At 69.9% G+C, this 20,992-nt stretch carries 15 protein-coding genes and 1 pseudogene; 6 read left to right on the forward strand and 10 right to left on the reverse strand.

What is annotated here, in order from left to right:
• Positions 1–90: 90 nt before the first annotated feature.
• The 3 genes from ACWFRJ_RS04325 to ACWFRJ_RS04335 form a co-directional block, all read right to left on the reverse strand.
• Positions 91–744: a DUF4232 domain-containing protein gene (locus ACWFRJ_RS04325; RefSeq protein ID WP_453524658.1), complete on the reverse strand. Its 654-nt coding sequence runs from the start codon at positions 742–744 to the stop codon at positions 91–93.
• 160 nt (positions 745–904) lie between these two features.
• Positions 905–2,284: an epoxide hydrolase family protein gene (locus tag ACWFRJ_RS04330; RefSeq protein WP_453524659.1), complete on the reverse strand. Its 1,380-nt coding sequence runs from the start codon at positions 2,282–2,284 to the stop codon at positions 905–907.
• Between the two features lie 415 nt (positions 2,285–2,699).
• Positions 2,700–3,920, reverse strand: a complete 1,221-nt coding sequence (locus ACWFRJ_RS04335; RefSeq protein WP_453524660.1) for a metallophosphoesterase — start codon at positions 3,918–3,920, stop codon at positions 2,700–2,702.
• Between the two features lie 248 nt (positions 3,921–4,168).
• Between ACWFRJ_RS04335 and ACWFRJ_RS04340 the strand changes: the two genes are divergently transcribed.
• Positions 4,169–5,119, forward strand: a complete 951-nt coding sequence (locus tag ACWFRJ_RS04340; protein WP_453524661.1) for an SDR family NAD(P)-dependent oxidoreductase — start codon at positions 4,169–4,171, stop codon at positions 5,117–5,119.
• 55 nt (positions 5,120–5,174) lie between these two features.
• Here the strand turns inward: ACWFRJ_RS04340 and ACWFRJ_RS04345 are convergent, their stop codons facing one another.
• Positions 5,175–6,026 carry an ABC transporter permease gene (locus ACWFRJ_RS04345; RefSeq protein ID WP_453524662.1) on the reverse strand — a complete coding sequence of 284 codons (852 nt, stop codon included), beginning with the start codon at positions 6,024–6,026 and terminating at the stop codon, positions 5,175–5,177.
• A complete protein-coding gene (locus ACWFRJ_RS04350) occupies positions 6,023–6,931 on the reverse strand; it encodes an ABC transporter ATP-binding protein (RefSeq protein ID WP_453524663.1) in 909 nt (302 codons plus the stop codon). Before ACWFRJ_RS04350 ends, ACWFRJ_RS04345 begins: the two co-directional genes overlap by 4 nt.
• A gap of 132 nt (positions 6,932–7,063) precedes the next feature.
• On the opposite strand from ACWFRJ_RS04350, the gene ACWFRJ_RS04355 reads away from it, so the two are divergent.
• Positions 7,064–8,311 carry a sensor histidine kinase gene (locus tag ACWFRJ_RS04355; protein WP_453524664.1) on the forward strand — a complete coding sequence of 416 codons (1,248 nt, stop codon included), beginning with the start codon at positions 7,064–7,066 and terminating at the stop codon, positions 8,309–8,311.
• Positions 8,311–9,003 (forward strand): response regulator, encoded by a 693-nt coding sequence (locus ACWFRJ_RS04360; protein ID WP_453524665.1) that lies wholly within the window; start codon positions 8,311–8,313, stop codon positions 9,001–9,003. Before ACWFRJ_RS04355 ends, ACWFRJ_RS04360 begins: the two co-directional genes overlap by 1 nt.
• Positions 9,004–9,028: 25 nt before the next feature.
• Here the strand turns inward: ACWFRJ_RS04360 and ACWFRJ_RS04365 are convergent, their stop codons facing one another.
• A complete protein-coding gene (locus ACWFRJ_RS04365) occupies positions 9,029–9,739 on the reverse strand; it encodes a response regulator transcription factor (RefSeq protein WP_453524666.1) in 711 nt (236 codons plus the stop codon).
• A gap of 229 nt (positions 9,740–9,968) precedes the next feature.
• On the opposite strand from ACWFRJ_RS04365, the gene ACWFRJ_RS04370 reads away from it, so the two are divergent.
• Together ACWFRJ_RS04370 and ACWFRJ_RS04375 are read left to right on the forward strand one after the other, a co-directional pair.
• Positions 9,969–12,197, forward strand: a complete 2,229-nt coding sequence (locus ACWFRJ_RS04370; protein ID WP_453524667.1) for a bifunctional glycosyltransferase/CDP-glycerol:glycerophosphate glycerophosphotransferase — start codon at positions 9,969–9,971, stop codon at positions 12,195–12,197.
• A gap of 64 nt (positions 12,198–12,261) precedes the next feature.
• A complete protein-coding gene (locus ACWFRJ_RS04375; protein WP_453524668.1) occupies positions 12,262–13,941 on the forward strand; it encodes a glycosyltransferase family 2 protein in 1,680 nt (559 codons plus the stop codon).
• Positions 13,942–13,953: 12 nt separating this feature from the next.
• Here the strand turns inward: ACWFRJ_RS04375 and ACWFRJ_RS04380 are convergent, their stop codons facing one another.
• The 4 genes and pseudogenes from ACWFRJ_RS04380 to ACWFRJ_RS04395 form a co-directional block, all read right to left on the reverse strand.
• Positions 13,954–15,483, reverse strand: coding sequence for a hypothetical protein (locus ACWFRJ_RS04380; RefSeq protein ID WP_453524669.1), 1,530 nt, complete (start codon positions 15,481–15,483; stop codon positions 13,954–13,956).
• A pseudogene (locus ACWFRJ_RS04385) lies at positions 15,464–15,809 on the reverse strand (hypothetical protein). Before ACWFRJ_RS04385 ends, ACWFRJ_RS04380 begins: the two are co-directional and overlap by 20 nt.
• A gap of 63 nt (positions 15,810–15,872) precedes the next feature.
• A complete protein-coding gene (locus ACWFRJ_RS04390) occupies positions 15,873–17,588 on the reverse strand; it encodes a glycosyltransferase family 2 protein (RefSeq protein WP_453524670.1) in 1,716 nt (571 codons plus the stop codon).
• Positions 17,589–17,860: 272 nt separating this feature from the next.
• A complete protein-coding gene (locus ACWFRJ_RS04395) occupies positions 17,861–19,093 on the reverse strand; it encodes an alpha/beta hydrolase (protein ID WP_453524671.1) in 1,233 nt (410 codons plus the stop codon).
• Between the two features lie 166 nt (positions 19,094–19,259).
• On the opposite strand from ACWFRJ_RS04395, the gene ACWFRJ_RS04400 reads away from it, so the two are divergent.
• Positions 19,260–20,981 carry a phosphatidylglycerol lysyltransferase domain-containing protein gene (locus tag ACWFRJ_RS04400; protein ID WP_453524672.1) on the forward strand — a complete coding sequence of 574 codons (1,722 nt, stop codon included), beginning with the start codon at positions 19,260–19,262 and terminating at the stop codon, positions 20,979–20,981.
• Positions 20,982–20,992: the final 11 nt, after the last annotated feature.

The raw sequence follows: 20,992 nt of genomic DNA on the forward strand, positions 1-20,992 counted from the left end.
TTCGCAGAGGCACCGCGGGCCTCGCTGCCTCAGAACTTGCTGCGCAAGGGGGTATGCCGAGCGTCGCTGGGGCGGGCAGTGGGCTCGCCCCTACTTGGTGGTGTGTGTGGGGTAGACCTGGACGTCGGTGTAGGCGCCCTTGATGTCGCCTGCGCTGGCGGGCCAGTCCAGGGTCACGGTGTGGGTCTCGTTGGGGGGCGTGACCAGGATGTTGGTCGGGTGCGCGAGGCTGTTGCCGGTGTTGTCGATGTCGTAGGCGAGGTCGAAGACGGCGGCGTCGCCGGGCTTCAGGGTGGTGATACGGGGCTGGGCCTGGCCGCGCTCGATGGGGTTGGAGGTGTTGTCGTCATCCTTGATGTCGACGCCTGCGAAGCCGGTCGCGGAGCAGGTGGTCGAACCCCGGTTGATCATGGTGATGTCGATCCGGCCGGAGGCCTCGTCGGGCGCGACGTCGGTGGCGTCGATGGCCAGGTCCTCTGTCTTGCAGAACTTGACCTTGCTGCCGGTCTTCGTCGCGCCGTTCGCGGCACCCGCGTCGGTCTTGGTGTCCTGTCCGGAGCCCGACTTCGCGTTGTCGGCCTCCGACTTCGAGCTGTCGGAACCCGAGCCACCGTCCGAGGACGAAGAGGACGAGGAGCCCTTGGAGGACGAGCTCTTGCCGGAGTCGTCGCCGCCACAGGCGGTGAGCGAGAGGGCGGCGGCGAGGCTGATGGCGGCGAGAGCGGCGGTGCGGGTGTACTTCACGGTGTTCCCCCATGAGGAGCGCGGGCGGTGCGTGTGGTCTGAAGTATTTGTATCTCGCACCGAGTTACAGGCAGTCCTCAGCGACGTCCTCGTTCTGTCACAGGCGTACTGGCCCAGTCCCTTGCCGACAGTGTTCCCCGGCCACCACCGTCACCCCGCACTACTGGCCGACCTGGTGGTCGCGCAGTGGCCTGAAGGCCGCGCGGATCTCCTGAGAGAACAGACGAGGCTGCTCCCATGCGGCGAAGTGGCCGCCCTTGTCGACCTCGTTCCAGTAGATGAGGTTGCCGTAGGCCCGCTCTCCCCAGCTCCGAGGCGCGGGGTAGATCTCGGCGGGGAACACCGTGACCGCCACGGGAACGGTCGGAATGTCGACGGCGTTGAAGGGACCCCCGCCTCCGCGCGCGGATTCCCAGTAGAGCCGGGATGACGATGCCCCGGTATTGGTCAGCCAGTACATGGAGATGGCATCGAGCATCTCGTCGTAGGTGAGAACCTTCTCGGGCTCGCCGCCGCTGTCGGTCCATTCCGCGAACTTGTCGTAGTTGAACGCCGCCATTCCGACAGGGGAATCGGCAAGTGAGTAGCCGATCGTCTGCGGGCTCTGGTTCATCATCGCCGCGTATCCGTAGCCGTCGCGGTAGAAGTGCAGCAGCCGGTCGTACGCGGCCTTCTCGCGCTCCGACAGTTTCGCGGGTGCGGGGTCGAAGTTGCGCAGGTGCCTGATGATGGCCGGTGGCACAGTTCCGGGCATGTTGACGTGAATGCCGAGAAGGCCGTGCGGGTGTTGTATCCCGAGCTGGTGCGAAATGGCCGCACCCCAGTCGCCGCCCTGGGAGACGTACTTCCGGTAACCGAGCCGCTGCATGAGCGCGTGGAACGCCCGTGCCGTCCGTGCGGGGTTCCAGCCGGTCGTCGTCGGCTTGGCCGAGAAACCGTATCCCGGCAGTGTCGGAAGGACGAGGTGGAAGGCGTCCTTGGCCCGTCCGCCGTGAGCCGTGGGGTTGGTGAGCGGTCCGATCACCTTCAGCAGCTCGATGATCGAGCCGGGCCAGCCGTGTGTCATGAGCATCGGCAGAGCGTCGGCATGCGGAGAGCGGATGTGGGCGAACTGGATGTCCAGGCCGTCGAGTTCGGTGATGCACTGCGGCAGCGCGTTGAGCTTGGCCTCGATCCTGCGCCAGTCGTAGTCGGTGCCCCAGTACTCGACCAGAGGGCGGAGCTTCGCCAACTGGACGCCCTGGGTACGGTCGCCGACGGTCTCCTTCTCCGGCCAGCGCGTGTCCCGCAGGCGGCGTCGAAGCGCGGTGATCTCCTTCTGCGGGACCTCGATGCGGAAGGGGCGGACACCATCGATGTGCTTCACGGGGCCGACCGAGCCGATTGCCTCCGCTGTGGGGACAGCTGTCGGCTCGCCCGCCGTTGCTCCCTGCGCCCTGAGGGGAAAGCCGAGTTGGGCGGCGACGGCACCACCGGCCGCGAGGCCGAGTAGTTGCCGACGGCCTGTGTTGATCCGACCGGTATTCTCATTCGCACTCATCGGAAGCTCCTTCTCCCGGTGGCGGACGATGGTCCGCTTCACCGCTGAGTGGGGAATCTTGGATGCGCCCGGAATCCGCTATGAAGTTCGCCGCTTCAACCTTTCAGGGGAAGAAGGGGCAGGTACCTGTTCGGTCTCGTCCGCTCCGCTCGCTGACATGGCCGCGAACGTCACGGCAGCTGCCGAAGCAGACACAATCAACGTCCGTTGCTTGTGACTCAGGCCTACGTTAGGACCTCAATCGCCGCCCTTTGAGTGCCTTTTCAGGCTTCCGTCAGGAATCACTCATGTGTCTAACAGGCCGCGCACGCGCCGGGTACGCCGGACGGACACCGTGTCCACGCCCGGCCCGCAGGCCACACCATCCGGCACCCCCTACGAGTCGCCGGAAGCGGGATTGTCGGCCCGCTCAGTGTCAGGGCGTGGCGGGCCGCTGCGGGGAGCGGAGCACGAGCAGGGTGATCTCGCTGGGGGCGAAGACGCGGAACGGCGGGCCCCAGAAACCGGTGCCGCGGCTGGTGTAGAGGAGGGTGCGGGTGCCGTGGCGGCTGAGGCCGGCGAGGGCGGGCTGGTCGATGCGGACGAGGTGGTGGAAGGGCCAGATCTGGCCGCCGTGGGTGTGGCCGGAGAGTTGAAGGTCGATGCCGCCTGCCACGGCCCGGTCGACGAACTTGGGCTGGTGGGCCAGGAGCAGGACCGGCAGGTCGGGGTCGGCGCCGTTCAGGGCTCCGGCGAGGTGGGCGCGGTGGCCGGCCAGGCCGGAGGACTCGGCGGTGACGTCGTCCACGCCGGCGACCACGAGGGTGTCGCCGCCGCGTTCGAGCAGCAGATGACGGTTGCGCAGCGGCTCCCAGCCCAGCTCGTCCATCAGGTCGACCCAGCCCTGCGCCTCGCTGTAGTACTCGTGGTTTCCGGTTACGTAGACCCGGGCCCGGGTGGCTCGCACGGTGCCGAGCGGAGCGGCCTGGGCACGGCGGCGTTCGGCCGTGCCGTCGGCGATGTCGCCGGTGTGGCAGACCAGGTCGGCCTCCAGGGTGTTGACCGTCTCGCAGACTCGCTCCGACCAGCGGGCGCGGTCGAGCGGGCCGTAGTGGGTGTCGGTGATGAGGACGACGCGGGTGCCGTCCAGTCCGGCTCCCAGGCGCGGGAGTTGTACGTCGAGTTGGCGTACCCGTGGCACCCGGCGGGCCTCGGCGTAGCCCCAGGCGAGCAGTACGGCGGCTGTGCCGAGGACCGCCCAGGTGACGATCCGGGCCCGGCTCTGCCCGTCGCTGACGCCGGCCAAGGTCAGGGCGCCGCGCAGCAGGACGCCGAGCAGGACGGACCAGGTGAACAGCACCCAGCCGGCCCCGAGGAGGGTGTCCCCGATGATGGCCGCCCAGTCCTGCTGTCGCCGGCCGTGGCCGCGCATCATCGCGAGCGGCATACCGATCAGGCCGATGGCGAACAGCGCGGTGCCGGCGAGCGCGACGGGGAGCGGCCAGTGCTGGCCGGTGTACAGGAGCACCCCGCAGGGCACGGTCCACAGCAGGACGGGGGCGATCAACGGGATGTAGCGCATCAGCCGGCGCAGTCGGTTCTGCTGGGTCGCATGCTCTGAAACGTCCGCGGATCGGGCTTCGCCGGTGTCGGTCACGCTTCCCCTCCTCAAGTAGCCAGTCAGTCGACGCGCAATGTATCCGGTTGTCCCGGGGGCCGTCTTGTCGATCATCGCTCGGACCAGATGAGTGTCCTGGCCAGTACCGCCTCGGCGGGACGCCGGCCGTCCGGCGGGACTGTCGGTGATCCATAGGCGATGTGTCGGTGACCGCTGGAATTGTGGGTGTCGAGCTGCCCATGGGAGCAGCCGCAGCCGCCTTCGACAGTAAGGGACCCCCCGTCGCCATGTCGTCCACATCCTCCGCCCCGCCCTGGAACGTCCAACGGCTGCCCGGTGCCGATGGCCGCGTCTTCCTGGTCACCGGCGGCAACGCAGGCATCGGGTACTTCGTCGCGGAGCAGCTGTCGGCAACCGGAGCCACCGTCGTACTCGGCAGCCGGAATCCCGCCAAGGCCGATGCCGCCACGGCCTCGATCCGCGCGCGGGTGCCCGGCGCACGGGTGCGGGCCGTCCGCCTTGACCTCGCCGACCTCTCGTCGCTCGAAACAGCGGTGGAATCACTGGGGGTGGAACGCCTCGACGCGGTGGTCCACAACGCAGGCGTCGCGCTTGACGACCCGCCGCGCGAGGAGACCGGGGACGGTCACGAGCTCATGTTCGGCACGAACCACCTCGGGCACTTCGCCTTGACCCAGTGGCTCATGCCGTTGCTGTCGGCCGCGCCGGCGGCCCGCGTCGTGACCATGGGCAGCTTCGCGGCGAAGTCCGAGCGGCTCGACCTGGACGACCTGCAGTCCCGGAAGGACTACCAGCCCAAGCGCACCTACGGACGCTCCAAGTTGGCCCAGATGTACTTCGGCGTCGAACTCGACCGCCGCCTGCGCGCCGTCGGCAGCACGGTGGCGAGCGTGGTGGCCCATCCCGGCGGCGCGCTGGACTCCCTCACTCCGTCACGGCCACCGGTCCATGTGCGAACCACCGGCGCACGACTGAGCGCTGCACCTGCGGCCCTGCTCGTCCAGGGCAAGCACGCAGGCGCATGGCCCGCGGTGCGGGCGGTGCTCGACCCGGCCGTGCGCGGCGGCCAGCTGTGGGGACCGCGCGTCTTCGGCCTGCGGGGCGAGCCCCGTCGTGAAGCGGTGTGGGACCACCTCGCCGACGCCTCCGTCGCGGCATTGTTGTGGGACGCGAGCTGCGAGCTGACCGGCGTCGACCCCGGTGCCATCCCCGGCTAGCCCCAGGCCGCGCGCCGGCAACCAAGCGTGCGCAGCGGAGGCAGTGCCGTCGCGGTCACTGGTCGCGGCGGTGCACGCCGGCGATCGCGACCGCGGTCGCGGCCAGGGCCCATACGGCGAAGACGGTCCAGGCCCCGCCGAGGGTCCAGGGAAAGCCCTGCGGCTGGTGGTTGACCTCCACCAGCCGGATCCAGGCTTTGTGGGGCATGGCGTGTCCGACCGTCGCCGACCAGTGGCGGCCGTCGGTGAAGACCATCGGCAGGACGACGATGATCACCACAGCGGCGATCATCGTGGAGGCGGTCTGCCGGATGACGGTGCCGAGAGCCATCCCGGTGAGGGCGCAGACGGGCGCCAGCATCGCGGAGGCCAGTACGACGCGCAACGCGTGTGGGGCGCCGAGCGATACGCCCACACCGCATGTGCCGAGTATCGCCTGAGTGAGCCAGAACGAGATGCCCGCGACCAGGAGTCCGAAGACGGTCGTGGCTGCCGTGACCGCGGCGGCCTTCGCGGCGAAGACCGAGCGCCGGGCCGGTACGGCCGCGAACGTCGTACGGATGGTGCCCGTGCTGTACTCGCCGATGACCGCGATCGCGCCCAGGGCGCCGAGAGCGATCATCATGACCACCGCCGCGTTGGCGGTGAAGGCCTCCTGCAGCGGGATGCCGTCCCGGACGAAGCGGGCGCGGTTCGCGTCCTGCTGCGGCCAGTAGTTGTAGGTGTCGTACGCCGTGCCCACATTGAAAGCGATCACGGCGACGGCGGTGGCCCCATAGGCGACCCAGGTCGAGCGCAGTGACCGGAGTTTGATCCACTCGGCGGCGAGCAGGTCGCGGAACCGGGGCCGGAGTTCGGCGTCGTGCTCCTGGTCAGGGGCGGGTGCACGGCATGTGGCCACGCTCATCGGGACTCTCCTGCGAGGTACTGGACGCTGTCGGCGGTGAGCTCCATGAACGCCTCTTCCAGGGAAGCGGAACCGGCGCTCAGGTGGTGCAGGAGAATGCGGTGGTCCATAGCGATCCGGCTGATCCGAGGTGCAGTCAGTCCGGTCACGGTGAGCAGCTCGCCCTCGGGGTGCACCGTGGCCCCTTCGGCGGTGAGCAGGTCACGCAGGGTGGTGGCAGCGGGAGTGCCGACGGTGACGTAATGACGTGTGCCACGGGCCGAGAAGGCCGTCAGGCTCTCGGCCGCGATCAGCTCGCCGCGCCCGATGACCACCAACTCATCGGCGGTGTGCTCCATTTCAGACATCAGGTGGCTCGAGACGAAGACCGTTCGGCCCTCGGCGGCGAGCCGTCGGAACAGGTCGCGCACCCACTTCACGCCCTCCGGGTCGAGACCGTTGAGCGGTTCGTCGAAGAGCAGGACGGGCGGGTCGCCGAGGAGCGCGGAAGCGATGCCGAGACGCTGCTTCATGCCGAGGGAGAAGCCGCCGATACGGCGACGGGCGACCTCGGCGAGGCCGACCTCCCGCAGCACCTCGTCGACCCGACGCCGCGGGATGCGGTTGCTGCGGGCCAGCGTCGAGAGCTGCGCATGGGCGCTGCGTCCGCCATGCACATCCTGGGCGTCCAGGAGTGAACCGATGTGGTGCAGTCCGCGCGCGTGGTCGCGGAAAGGGCGGCCGTCGACGGTGACGGTGCCGCCGGTGGGGCGGTGCAGACCGAGGATCATCCGCAGGGTGGTGGACTTGCCGGAGCCGTTCGGGCCGAGGAAGCCGGTCACACGGCCGGGGCGCACGGTGAAGGTCAGGTCGTGGACGGCTGTCGTGCCGCCGTATCGCTTGGTGAGCTCGTTGACTTCGATCACGAGGGACAACACTGCCGAGCACACGGGCCCGGGGCATCGTGCCCGCGCTGACACTTGACGGCTGAGATGTCACCCCAGGTTGTACGACCTGGGCCCGATGACCGTCATGGATCACGCCGTTACGATCGCGGCATGTCCGCCCTCGTACCCGTGCCACTGCTCAGACGCGTACGCCCGGAGACCTGGGCGGTGGTGCTCTGGGGCGCGACGACGGTGTTCGCGCTCCTCGACAAGTTCTACCGGCTTCCCGGTGAGGCCACGTACGACGGGCAGCCGCTGCCCACCTTCTCCCTGCCCTTCATCGGCTGGATGGTTCTCGTGGTGATCGCGGGACTCGTGGTGGCCGGCAGCCGCCTGCTGCGTGCCCGGCCGCTCACCGGGTACGCGCTGTTCCTGCTCGGCCCGGCGCTGACGGCCGGGTTGCTCGGCATGTCCGAGTTCGAGTTGGTGCCCTTCCTCGCACCCGCCTTCGCGTTGCACTGCGTCGCGCTCGGCCACCCGCGCCGGACCAGTGCCGTCGCGGCGTCCTTCGCGCTGCTCCTGCTGCTCTTTCCCGTTGCCGTGCGCCTGGCGATGAGCGCGAACATCGATACCGCCCAGCTCCTCGCGGTGGCCCTCACCGTGCTCGTCGCCTGGCTCGTCGGCGACTCCACGCACCAGGCGCGGGCGCATGCCGCGGTGCTGCGGGCGAAGACCGCCACCCAGGCCATCACCGACGAACGTCTGCGCATCGCCCGCGAGATGCATGACACCGTGGCGCACAGCGTCGGCATCATCGCCCTGCAGGCCGGAGCCGCGGCCCGGGTCGTCGAGACCCAGCCGGCCAATGCCCGCGAGGCGATGCTCGCGGTGGAGAGCGCCGGGCGCGAGACGCTGTCGGGACTGCGGCGGATGCTGGGGGCGCTGCGCGAGGCCGATCTCGCGGACCGGGACGGGAAGGCGACCGACTCCGGACAAGCACGAGTAGCCCAGCTGCGGCCCGCCGAGGGTCTGGCCGACGTCGACCGGCTCGCCGGGACGACCACGGCCGCCGGAGTCCGCGTCGGAGTCTGCTGGAAAGGCAGGCGTCGGGCCCTCCCGGTGGATCTCGACCTCGCTGCCTTCCGCATCATTCAGGAGTCGGTGACCAATGTCGTACGCCACTCCGGTGCCGACTCCTGTCGGGTGGACGTCGACTTCCGTGAGGGTGAGCTGGCGATCGAGGTACGCGACCGCGGGCGTGGCGGCGAGCCCGGCCCGGGTTACGGTGTGGCCGGGATGCGCGAGCGAATCGCCCTGCTGCACGGCCAGTTCAGTGCCGCGCCCTGCCCTGACGGGGGTTTCCGGGTGACGGCCCGTCTGCCCCTGCCGACCTCACCTTCGCTGCCCACAGGAGACTGATGACCGTCCGCGTTCTGCTCGCCGACGACCAGCCACTGGTGCGCGCCTCCTTGCGGATGGTCATCACGGATGCCCCCGACCTGGTGGTGGCCGGAGAGGCCGGTGACGGCATCGAGGCCGTCCGGCTCGCGGCCGAACTGAGCCCCGATGTCGTGGTGATGGACATCCGGATGCCGGGCATGGACGGCATCGAGGCCACTCGGCGGATAGTCGAAGGGCCGGGCCTCGGAGGGGCGGTGGGTACCGAGGATTCGGGACTGCCCCATGTCGTCGTCCTGACCACCTTCGACGAGGACGAGAACGTCTACGGGGCGTTGCGCGCCGGGGCCGCAGGCTTCTTGGTCAAGGACATGGACCTCGACGAGATCCTCAACGGGATCCGGGTGGTCGCGGCCGGGGACGGTCTGATCGCGCCCAGTGTTACCCGACGCCTGATCAAGGAGTTCGCGGCCCGCCCCACGGTCACGCCGCCTCCTGCCGGAGTGCTCGACGCCATCACCGACAGGGAACGCGAGGTGCTGACCCTGGTCGGCAGCGGTCTCTCCAACAGCGAGATCGCCGAACGGCTGCACATCACTGTGGCCACCGCCAAGACCTACCTGACCCGCTTGCTCGCCAAGCTGAACGCCCGGGACCGAGTGCAACTGGTGATTCTCGCCTACGAGGTGGGACTGGTGGGGCCGGACTGGTAGGCAAGGGGCATCAGCAGGGTGCGTCTCACGCCTCCCGTAGGACGTAGCCCACGCCCCTGACCGTGTGGATGAGCTGCACTCCGGACGGCTCGTCCACCTTTCTTCTGAGGTAGCCGACGTACACCATCAGGTTCTTCGAGCCGGGGCCGAAGTCGTAGCCCCAGATGCGGTCGTAGATGGTGGCGTGGTCGAGGACGATGCCGCGATTGCGGGCCAGCAGTTCGAGGAGGTCGAACTCGGTGCGGGTGAGGATCAGTTCGCGGGTGCCGCGCCAGGCGCGGCGGGCGGCCGGGTCGACCCGCAGGTCGGCGGCGGTGACCCGGTGGCCGGGGGGCGGTTCGTCCGGGGCGGGGGCCGTGCGGCGCAGCAGCGCGCGCAGCCGGGCGAAGACCTCCTCCACGTCGAACGGTTTGACCAGGTAGTCGTCGGCGCCCGCGTCGAGGCCCGCGATCCGGTCGGGCGTCTCCACGAGTGCGGTCAGCATCAGGATCGGGGTGCGGTCGCCCTCGGCGCGCAGGACGCGGCAGACCTGGAGGCCGTCGATGCCCGGCATCATCACGTCGAGCACGAGGACGTCGGGTTTCGTCCGGTGTGCGGCGGCGAGTGCTTCGATGCCGTCGGCGACGGCCGTGACGGCGTAGCCCTCCAGGGTCAGGGCGCGTTCCAGGGCGTGCCGGATCGCGCGGTCGTCCTCGGCGAGCAGCACGGTGGGCGTAGGGGCAGCGGGTTGCGACACGTGCCCCAGTCTGCCTCGGTGGTCCGGCCGGATCGTCTCAACGACGCTCAGGCGCAGGGCTTCTTACCCGCCTCTCACCCGCGAGGGACCGGCCGCTTACCCGGGACCAGCACGCTGTCCCCGGACATCGAGGGACATCGACGGACACCATGGGCCCGAGCCGTTGACCCGACACACACCCACGTATCCGAGATCACGGGGAAACGTCATCGTCAGGAACAGTCACTTCATGACCAGGTTCAGTGTCGTCGTCACCGCCCTCGATGCGCAGGGATTCCTCAGGGAGTGCCTGGACAGCGCCCTGGACGGGGAAGCCGCCGACATCGGGGTCGAGCTCGTCGTCGTCGACAACGGTTCGACGGACGCCACCAGAGCCATCATCGACGAGTACGCCGAACGGGACGAAAGGGTACGGGCGGTGCGCCTGCCACACAGGCTGCCGGCCGGCGCCGCGCGGGTGGCCGGAGCCCGGCGGTCCTGCGGCGACTACGTGTTGTTCCTGGAGGGCCACGACTGCCTCGCACCGGACGCGCTCGGGGTGCTGGCCCGCCGCGTAGAGGAAGCCGGACGGCCGGATGTGATCGTCTTCGACCATGTGCGTTCGACCTGGTCCCAGCCCGCGATCGGCAGCGGCGACGGGCGGTTGCTCATCTCCCCTGGCCGTGAGGTCTTCGCCGTCGAGGCGCATCCGAAGACGCTGCACCTGACACCGACGGTCGCCAATCGTGTGCTGCGCGCCGACTTCTACGCCGCGCACCTGGAGTTGTTCGGACAGGACACGTACACGGAAGTACTCCCGGCGATCGGCTCGCTGCTGGCCGCCGAGCGAATAGCGCTCATCGACGCGGTGCTCCTGCGCCGCAACGGGCGCACGGCACCGCTGGGCGAGGTAGGGCAGTTCGGCCTCTTCCCGCAGTACGAGGCGCTGTGGAAGCTGCTCGATTCGTCGGATCCCCCGATGGCCGAGGGCGCCCGGATCGTCTTCAGCGGCATGGTGCGCCGCTACCTGAAGGTGCTCACCCTGCCGGGGTTGTCCGCTCAGGAGCAGGCGGAGTTCTTCCACCGCGCCTGCGCGCACTTCGTGCGCTACAAGCCCGCCGACTACCAGCGGCCCGCCGGCCTCAACGGCGTACGCCACGCGATGCTGGAGCGCGGCTCGTACGCCGGCTACCGGGCATTGCAGCTCGCCAACCGCAAGCGCCGCAGCGTGCGCACCTTCACCGTCAAGGCGAAGAAGAAGGCCGCTGAGGCGGCAAAGGAAGGCATGTACCGCGAGCAGTTGCGCCACCCGGTCGAGGAGGACCTCGCCGTCTTCTCCGCGTACTGGGACCGCGGCGTCACCTGCAGTCCCGGCGCGATCTCCGCCAAGCTCGTCGAACTCGCCCCGCAGGTACGTCAGGTGTGGGTGGTAAGGCGCGACGACGTGCCTCTTGTTCCTGCCGGGGTCGACCATGTGGCGCCCGGGTCGCGCAGGTACTGGAGTGTGCTGGCGCGCGCCAAGTACCTCGTCAACAACGTCAATTTCCCCGATTCGGTGGTCAAGCGGCCCGGCCAGATCCATCTGCAGACCCACCACGGCACTCCGCTGAAGCGGATGGGCACCGACCAGATCCCCTATCCGGCCACCTCACGAGGCGTCGACTACGAGGCGCTGCTGGAGCGGTGCTCCCGCTGGGACTACAGCGTCTCCGCCAACCGGCACTCCACCGAGACCTGGACGCGCGCCTATCCGGTGCCGTTCACCTCGCTCGACTACGGCTACCCGCGCAACGACCTCTACTACACCGCGACCGCCCAGGACGTGCTGCGCATCCGCGAGCGGCTCGGCGTCGCGCCCGGCAGGCGAGCGCTGCTGTACGCGCCGACGCACCGGGACTATGAAGCAACGTGGACCCCGCGGCTCGACCTGGAACGGCTGTCGAAGACCCTCGGCGACGGATTCGTCCTGCTGGTACGCGGCCACTACTTCTACGACCGCGGCCTGTCCCCGCTGGAGGAGCTGCACCGGCGCGGACTGATCATCGACGTCTCCACGTACGACTCCATCGAGGAGTTGGGCCTGGCGTCCGACGCGCTGATCACGGACTACTCCTCGCTGATGTTCGACTACGCCAACCTGGACCGCCCGATCGTGGTCCTCGCCGACGACTGGGAGACCTATTCCGTCACCCGCGGCGTCTACTTCGACCTGAACGAGCAAGCCCCCGGCGCGGTGGCCCTGAACCAGGACGAGATCGAACGGGTCCTCCTGGGCGGCGGCTGGCGGGACGAGGATGCGGCGGCCCGGCGGGCCGCATTCCGGCGCACCTTCTGCGAGTTCGACGACGGGCACGCCGCGGAACGGGTCGTGCGCCACGTCTTCCTCGGGCAGGCGCATGCCCCGCCGGTCGTTCCGCTCGACCAACGCGTGCCCGCACCGGACCCCGAGACGGCCGCCGCCCTCGTACCGCCCGCATAGGTGAGGACCCGCCATCAGACTCACCCACGACTTCACGCGCCGAGAAGTCCCCACCGGAGGATCCATGGCCCAGGCAGCCCCCGACGTCACCGTCACCGTGATCGGGTACAACGACGCCGAGCGACTGCCGCGCGCGGTGGAGTCATTACGTCGACAGAGCCTGCGCACCATCGAGATCATCATCAGTGACGACCATTCCACCGACAACACGCCACAGGTGGCAAGGGAGTTGGTGGCGCGGGACGACCGCATCATCTACCACCGCCTGCCACAGAACAGCGGAGGGTGCAGCGCCCCGCGCAACGCGGCGATCGAAATGGCCAGAGCGCCGTACCTGCTGTTCCTCGACAGCGACGACGAACTCCCCGAGCGGGCCTGCGAGATCCTCCTGGACGCGCTGCGCGCCGACAGCGAGGCCGACTTCGCGATGGGCGCAGTCGAGCGGGTCCGCACCGACACCGGGTCCGTTGCGCACTGGCACCCGCGCCTGTTCGCGCACCGGCGTACGGTGCGTGGCGTCCAGCACGAACCAGGTGTGCTCTTCGACCATCTGGCGACCAACAAGATGTACCGCCGGGAGTTCATCGACCGGCACGCACTGCGCTTCCCTCTCGGCATCCACTACGAAGACCAGCTGTTCTCGGCCAAGGCGTACTGCCTCGCCCGCGCCTTCACCATTGTCCCGGACCCGGTCTACCGCTGGTACATCTCACCGTTCGAGGCCGCTGACACGCTGTCCATCTCCAACCAGCGCCACCGCATAGACAACGTCCGCGACCGGGTCGGTGTTGCCAAGCTCATCGACGACTTCCTGGCCGAAAGCGGTCACCAGGAGATCAAGCCCGACAAGGACTTCAAGTTCCTCAAGCACGACCTGCGGATGTACACCGGCGACCTGCCCTACCGTCGGCAGGACTGGATCAAGGAGTTCCGCGACCAGATCTCGCCGTACCTCGACACCCTCGCCCCCGAGGCGTTCCAGCGCCTGCCGCGGGACCATCGGGTCGTCATCCAACTGGTGCGCGACGGGCGGTACGAGGAGGCGCAGCTGGCCGCGCGCGGCATGGACCGGCGGGCCGGGCCCCGCGCGGTCGCACAGGACGCGGCCACGCGCGTCTACTGGGGTCCGCTGGTCCCGGCCGACCCGGATTCCGCCCGCGAGCTGGAGATCACCGATCTGGCGTCGCGTACCCGGCCGTTCCACGACGCCCTGCTGCGGCACGAGATCACCCGCGTCGCCCCGGCCGCCGACTCCCGCATCACCCTGGACGTGCGCACCTACGACCCCGGTCACCAATTGGCGATGGGCCCGGTCGTCGCGACGGTCCACCTCGCGCCCGCCAAGAAGCGACTTCGCACATCCTTCCGGCTCGTTCCGGTCCGCCCAGGGCTCTTCGAGGGCACCGTCACCATCGACCTCGGTGCGGTCCCGCTCCCGCTGCACGGATTCTCCGGGCGGCGCCACCCGGTGCTCGTCATCACGCAGCACCGCCGGCGCAACACCGGCGTCCTGCTCGCCCCGCTGGACTTCCCCCGGCTGAGCGAGAAGATCACCTACCGCCGCGGTATCGGCGAACACCACGTCACCGTCGAGCCCGAGGGCCACGGAGGCGGCCGCCTCCAGGTCACCTGGGGGCGCACGGGCCTGCTGGCGAAGCTGGAACCGCACCTGCCCAAGCTGCGTACCCTCGCGGGCCCCGGCCTGCGCCGGACGTGCGATCCGGTCCGCGGCCTGGCGCAGTGACCCACGCGCATCTCAGTACGCGCTGACCCGGAGCAGGATCTCGCCTGCGGGGCTGGTCGCAACCTGCTGGACCGCGGGGTCCTGCGGGGAGAGACCGCCGCCCGTGGGGTACTGGATCACCCAGTGAACGTGGTACTCACGCAGCAGCGCCAGGCGTTCGGTGCGCGAGGTCATCCTGGCGAAGTAGCGCTTGGTGTCCTGGGCGAGCCGTGCTCCGTCCGGCAGGAAGAAGTCGGGGTAGCCGGAGGCGACGGTGTACGTGCCGTACGCGGGCGCCTGGTGGAGCGGGAAGTAGTCGTCGGTCAGGATCACATCGCCGTAGCGGACGTAGGGCTTGATCCAGGAGTAGTCGGACCAGGCGGCCTGCCGAGGGGCGGCGCGGACGGCCCGGGGGATCGCGGCCGGGCGCAGCACGTAGCCGAGCGAACCCGCCTGCCCCCAGCAGCCGACCAGCAGACCGGCCGCGGTCAGCGGAGCCAGCACCCGCCGCACCAGGCGACCGCCCTCGCCCGCGATCTCCACCGCGAGCGCGACCTGCGCCGAGACAAAGACCGCCGGCAGCACTCGGCCCCACGACCAGTGGCCGGTGACGCCGCCCAGCGCGTAGACGAGCATGCCGAGGACGAAGAGAACCACCAGCGGATCGCGCCGGTCACGCCAGAACCGCGCCGCGAGCGCGGCGACACCCAGGGCCAACAGGCCGAAGCGCGGAACGAGATGCCCGTAGAGCGGCTTGTGGACCGCGTCCAGGCCGCCGACGTCGAGCAGCGCGAAGAACGAGTAGTAAGGCCAGGCCAGCACGATCGCCAGCGCCAGGAGTACCGCCGCGCCCACCTTGAACCACACCACGCGCGCGGGCCATGGCCGCGCGCCCGCCAGGATCGCGACCAGCCCCAGGACGGTCACCATCCCGGTGAACTGGTGGCTGAGCAGGATCACCGCGAGCAGCACACCCAGGGCCGCGTAGGCGGCCCACGGCCAGTCACGGGCGAGCGCGGTGCGCAACAGCGCCCACAGGTGGAACGCCGCGCCCAGCGCGAAGGTGCTGGGGTAGGCGAGGCACAGCGCCAGCGAGGTCAGCCCGGGAAAGCCGCTCCAGGTGAACAGCTCCGTGCCGTACAGCAGGGTCAGGGTGAGGACCGCCAGCGGTACGGCCGAGCGACGGGCGGTGAACGTGCGGACGAAACGCCGGACTCCGGTGACCAGAAGCAGCAGGTCGACGGCGGCGGCCCCGTGCAGCATGCTGAACGTGCCCGCGCCCGTGGCCCTGGCGATCAGCGCCAGCGTCACCATCCACGGTGAGTAGTAGGGGCTGTTGGTGTCGGCGTCCACCAGCGGGTCGCCGGGGTTGGCCAGATCGTGCCGCAGCCGCTCCAGGGTCGCCGCGTGAATGCCCAGGTCCCCGGCCCACGGAAGTCGTACCGTCATCAGGGCCAGCACCACGACCACCAGCAGCGCGGCGACCTGGACCACCTGGTACGCGGCTCCCGCACCCGACCGGCTCGGCTGCGCGGAAGCGGCCTCAGCGACTGCCGCGGGCACGGGACGAGTTCAGCCGCGGCCGCCACGGCAGAAGGGCCGACTCGAGCTGGACAGCGGCGCTCATCTTGGAAACGCCGACCTGACGCTCCTCGAAGTGGATGGGGATCTCGACGGCGGTGTAACCGGCCCGCACCGCCTGGTACTTGAGCTCGACCTGTGCCGACCACGCATCCCGCGCCCGTCGCGAGCGCCGTACCCAGCATCTGTGGGACGTACTCGACGGGGTGGCTGCCGTCCACCACCAGCAGTCGCAGCCCCGGCAGCTCCAGGGCCATCAGCGCCCGGGCCGTCCTCGGGAGGCTTCCGGCCTCGTCGTATGTCGGCATCACCACGGTGAGCGGAACTCCCCTCCACACCGCGGGAAGCGAGCGAGGGCGTCGGCGCACTCATCAGCTGTCTTCTCTTCTGTCAGGTCGGTCGGGCCGGTCGGCCCGTGGCCGCCGGTAGTTCGGTGAGTGACGGATCGCGGCATCCACCATCGATGCGGCCCGGCCGAACCGTCGTGTCAGTCTGCGCACTCGCCCCCTGACGAGATGGCTCAGCCCACGGGCACCGTCCACCACACGCAAGGTGAGGGCCGATCCCGGCGTCACGTGCACCTGCACGAACAGCGGGCGTCCCAGACGTACGACGATCCGGCGGCAGGCCTGCTCGACGCCCGGTGCGCGCACTTCGGCCGGTACGACCTCGTTTCCGGCGCACCGTACTTCGGCTCTGACGCCCCAGGCCATCAGGGCCGCCGGACCGGTCAGGTCACCGGTATGCAGCTGTACCGTCGCGGCCCAGCCGTCCCCGTCCGGGACAAGAGGAACCTCGGTGACGTGATCGGCACATGCTTCGGACCGTTCCCGAAGGATGACGCGTACGGTCTTCGGGCCGAGGGCGGCAAGCCTGCCGTACAGGTCATGCACCCGCAGGGCGAGCCGGGTGATCCGACCCGTCGAGACCAGCCCGTCCACCGCGATCGGCAGTTCGTGGGAGGCCAGTGCGTCGAGTCCTTCCAGGGGTACGGACGCCTCGCCCGGTCCGAACACCGGTAGGGCGCCGGTGGTGCTGTACGGCGGTGCCAGGCGTGGCGGCCGGGCTGCCAGCTCCACCAGACGGGCGGTCTCCGCGGGCTCCGGCAGTGCCTCAAGTACGCGGCCGAGCCACTGGGAGGGCACCCGTGCCGTGGCGTAGCCGGCGGCGTCGAAGGTCCTGAGATAGTCACCGGTCACCCTCCACCAGTCCTGCCGGTACTCCTTGGTGCGCAACGGCAGTTCCCTCGTGTACATGGCCACGTCGTAGTCGAGGAACTTGCCTTGTGCGGCGGCCGCAAGCTCCGGGTGGCCGGCCTTCTGCAACACCTCCACGACCTGCCGGTGGGCAGCTACCCGCTGCTCCCAGTTGGAGATCGTCGCGCGGCGCAAGGAGACCGACGGGCTCGACGCCTGCCTGCGGACGTGCCAGACGTAGACCGGGGTGCCCACGATCGCGAGCCGCGGCCCGGCGGCGTAGAGCAGGGCGGTGAAGACGAAGTCCTCGTAGTGAAAAGCGCCGTCCGGAAACCTGACGTCATGCGCGGCGAGGAAATCCCGGCGGTAGAGCTTGTTCACCGACAGCGTGTCCCACAGCAGTTCGGGCCGCTGCCCGATGCCTTCGAGTACCCGACCGGGCAGTTCGGCGCCTGCCGACCGGTCGAAGAGCTGCGGCTGCCACACCGTGGTGCGACCGTCGGGAAGTTCACGGCGCAGGCATCTGCCCGCCACGACGTCCGCGCCATGAGCGTCCGCGGCGACGAGCAGTGCGTCGAGGGCGCCGGGGGGCAAGGCATCGTCACTGTCGAGGAACATCAGGTACTCGGAGCGCGCGGTGGTCATCCCCTCGTTGCGCGGGGATCCGCAGCCGCCGCTGTTGTGCTCCCTGGTCACCAAGCGGACCCGGTCGTCCTCGGTGAAAACGAGCAGCGCGTCCCGGGTTCCGTCGACCGACGCGTCGTCGATGACGACGACCTCGGCCACCGGCTCGCCCTGAGCGAGCGCCGAACGCACCGCGTGGGCAATGCGCTCCGCGTCGTTGTAGACGATCACCACCACACTGACGCGCGCCCCACCCTGCCGCGTCACCAGCAGACCGCCGAAGCGACTGCGCGGCGCGGGGGAGGGGGAGTGCGGATCAAGCCGTCGGCGCCAGGGGCGGGTAACAGGAACGCGAGCTTCATACGGATCCCGATGTGCAGGAGGACGCGAGCCCCGTGGACTGACAGGACGGCGCCGTACGCCGACGGCCCGGGGTGCTCGCCAGGACCTGCCCCAGCGTTGCCCCACGAGGTAAGAGCACGACAGGAGAGAAGCCAGAGCGCGGTGAGGAACGCGGTCGTGGGGCCACGCGTCGGTGCTCAGTGCCCGAGGGCGGGCCGCGCCCCGGGCGAGGCCGCCTGTGCGGTGCGGTGCGGCTTCCGGGTCGGCGTCGTGTCCTGCGGGAACGTCAACTGCCCGCCCATCCAGTTCATCGCCGGGCCGATCTCCCGCCGCCATGTCGTGAAGTGGTGGCTGCCGCGCGGCAGGATGACGCGCGCCGATGTCATGGGCGACCGCACGGCCTTGAGGAACTGCAGCGTCGGGCCGTAGTCCTTCTCGCCCTGGCGGCTGCTCGCCACGAGCACCGACACCTGGGGCACCGGCAGATGCCGCAGCCGCCACACCAGGTCGTGCCCCTGTTCACGGCGCGCCGCGCGCGGGCCGCCGCCGAAGAGGCTGCCCGTCGTCAGGTCGTCGGTGATCTTGTAGTCGGGGGACAGTGCGGCCGCCGACGTGTACACCTTCGGGTTGCGCAGGGCGAGTTGGAGGGCGCAGGAGCCCCCGGACGAGTAGCCGAGCGCTCCCCACGCGCTGGGATCGTGCCCGACCCGGTACGCCGACTTCAGCGCCTCGGGCAGGTCCTTGGTGAAGAACGTCTCCGCCTTCGGGCCGCCCGGCACGTCCACGCACTCCGTGTCGCGCGGCGGCGCGATCGTCGGCCGCACCATCACCACCACCGTCGGCTGCAGTCGGCCCGAGCGTTCCAGTTGGGCTGCCGTCTGGGGGACATGGAGGAACTGGGCGAGATTCATGATGCCGCCCGGGTAGCCGCTGATCGCCACGATCACCGGGAAGCGCTGCCGGTGGTACTGCCGCTGGAAGTACTGCGGCGGCAGATACACGAACGCGGGGTTGATGGCGCGCGAGCGCCGTCCGATGATCCGTACCGACTCGACCCTGCCGACCTTCGTGGGCGGCCCGGCGGGCAGGTCATTGACCCGGTCGAGGCCCTGCGATCCCGTGGGCTGTACGAGGCCGCTGCGCGACGCGTACACACTGGGCCCGCCACCCGCGTCCGCGATCCGCGCGGGTGCCGTGGAGACATTCCCGAGCAGCTCGTCCCAGGTGCCGTAGAACTCGAAGTTCGCGTTCACCATGACCGCGCACGCAGTCAGGATCGCCAGCTGCGTCGCTGCGATGACTCCGAGCCTGCCGAGCACGGCCACCGGACCGCGCCGGGCGAGCCGCGGCCATGCCCATACCGTGAGGCCCACACAGACCAGCGCTGCCAGTGCCGTCGTGTACTCCAGTGCCCGACTCGTCAGACCCATGGTCGCTCCACCTCTCGCCGGGGACGAGGCCATCTGCCTTCCTGGGGCAGCTTCCTCCCGGAAAGAGGACCGGACCGCGAAGCGGGTTTGCTCCGCCGCGCGTTCTTACCTTTCTCCTCCCCTGCTCTTACTCCAGCAGCGACCGGCCCGCCTACGCTCAGCGGCTGTGAAGCCTCGCCCCGCCGCTGTGGCCGGTCACACCTGCCTGCTCATCGGGCTCGTCGACATCGCCACGGCCGTCTCCCCGCAGGTGCGCGAAAGCCGCATCGAGCGCATCGCGCCGTACGTCCCCGGCCTCGCCGACGATCTGGCACGCGCCGCCTCCCTCGTCACGGGCGTCCTTCTCGTCCTGCTCGCGCGCGGACTGCGGCGCCGCAAACGGCGCGCCTGGGAGGGGGCCGTCGTCCTGCTCGCCGTGAGCGCGCTGGTGCAGGGTGTGCGCCATCACGCGTTCGTCGCGGCGGCCGTTTCGGCGCTGCTGTGCGCGGGTCTCGTGCTGCTGCGGGGCGAGTTCCACGCACTGAGCGACCCGCGCGGCCGGACCCGCGCACTGGGCAACCTGCTGCTGCTCAGCGCGATCAGCGTCGGACTGGGGCTGCTGATCGTGGGCGTGCGCGCCGACAGCGAGACGGATAACGGCATCTCCTTCGTCGACCGGCTGCGACAAGTCGTGTACGGCCTGATGGGGATGGCGGGCCCGCTGACGTACGACAGTGACCGGGTCGGTGACATCGTGAACGTGTCGCTGCTCGCCCTCGGGCTGCTCACCGCCTCGACCACCGTCTACCTGGCGTTGCGGCCCGTCCGGCTCGCCCCGGCGCACGGCGACGTGCGGCTGCGTGCCCTCCTGGCGCGGGAGGGGCGCCGAGACTCGCTCGGCTACTTCGCGCTCCGCCGCGACAAGGCCGTCCTCTTCTCGGACACCGGGAAGGCCGCCGTCGCCTACCGCGTCGTCTCCGGTGTCGCGCTCGCCGGCGGCGACCCCCTCGGTGACCCGGAGGCCTGGCCCGGCGCCATCAAGGAGTTCCTCGATCAGTGCGCGCGGCACGCATGGACCCCGGCCGTCATGGGCTGCAGCGAACTTGGCGCGCACATCTGGGTCCGTGAAGGCGGGTTGAAGGCGCTGGAGCTGGGAGACGAGGCGATCGTCGACTGCGCCGACTTCAGCCTCGCAGGCCGCACCATGCGCAACGTACGCCAAATGATCAACCGCATTGAGCGCAGCGGCTATTCATGCCGGGTGCGACGGGTACGCGATCTGGCCGACGAGGAGAAGCGGCAACTGCGGGAGGCCGCGGCGGCCTGGCGGGGGAGCGCCACCGAACGCGGATTCTCCATGGCACTCGGCCGGTTCGGCGACCCGGCCGACGGCGACTGCGTCGTCGTCACCGCCCACCAGAGGGACGCGGGCGGCACCCAGCACGTCCGCGCGCTGCTGCACTTCGTGCCCTGGGGCGAAGACGGACTCTCCCTCGATCTGATGCGCCGCGACCGCACCGCCGAACCCGGCCTCAACGAGCTCCTCATCGTCACCGCACTGCGCGCCGCACCCGGCCTCGGCGTCACCCGCGTCTCCCTCAACTTCGCCGTGTTCCGGGCGGCGTTGGCTCGCGGCGAGCGGCTCGGCGCGGGTCCGGTGCTGCGCATGTGGCGGGCACTGCTCGTCTTCCTGTCCCGCTGGTTCCAGATCGAGTCGCTGTACCGCTTCAACGCGAAGTTCAACCCGCGGTGGCAGCCCCGTTTCGTCGTATACCCGGCTGCCCGCGACCTCCCACGCATCTGCTGGGCATGCATGCGGGCCGAAGCGTTCGTAGTACTGCCGCAACCGGCGGAACGGCTGCGTCAGTGGGCGCGACACCCACTGCCCAGCGCTGCCGGATCGGGGTGAGACCTCTGGTC

The sequence above is a fragment of the Streptomyces sp. NPDC055239 genome, from assembly GCF_053606205.1.

Coding starts and splice junctions, on each gene's coding strand:
- ACWFRJ_RS04395 (WP_453524671.1), bottom strand. CDS start 19,093: ATGGGTCTGACGAGTCGGGCACTGGAGTACACGACGGCACTGGCAGCG.
- ACWFRJ_RS04340 (WP_453524661.1), top strand. CDS start 4,169: ATGTCGTCCACATCCTCCGCCCCGCCCTGGAACGTCCAACGGCTGCCC.
- ACWFRJ_RS04330 (WP_453524659.1), bottom strand. CDS start 2,284: ATGAGTGCGAATGAGAATACCGGTCGGATCAACACAGGCCGTCGGCAA.
- ACWFRJ_RS04345 (WP_453524662.1), bottom strand. CDS start 6,026: ATGAGCGTGGCCACATGCCGTGCACCCGCCCCTGACCAGGAGCACGAC.
- ACWFRJ_RS04370 (WP_453524667.1), top strand. CDS start 9,969: ATGACCAGGTTCAGTGTCGTCGTCACCGCCCTCGATGCGCAGGGATTC.
- ACWFRJ_RS04360 (WP_453524665.1), top strand. CDS start 8,311: ATGACCGTCCGCGTTCTGCTCGCCGACGACCAGCCACTGGTGCGCGCC.
- ACWFRJ_RS04375 (WP_453524668.1), top strand. CDS start 12,262: ATGGCCCAGGCAGCCCCCGACGTCACCGTCACCGTGATCGGGTACAAC.
- ACWFRJ_RS04355 (WP_453524664.1), top strand. CDS start 7,064: ATGTCCGCCCTCGTACCCGTGCCACTGCTCAGACGCGTACGCCCGGAG.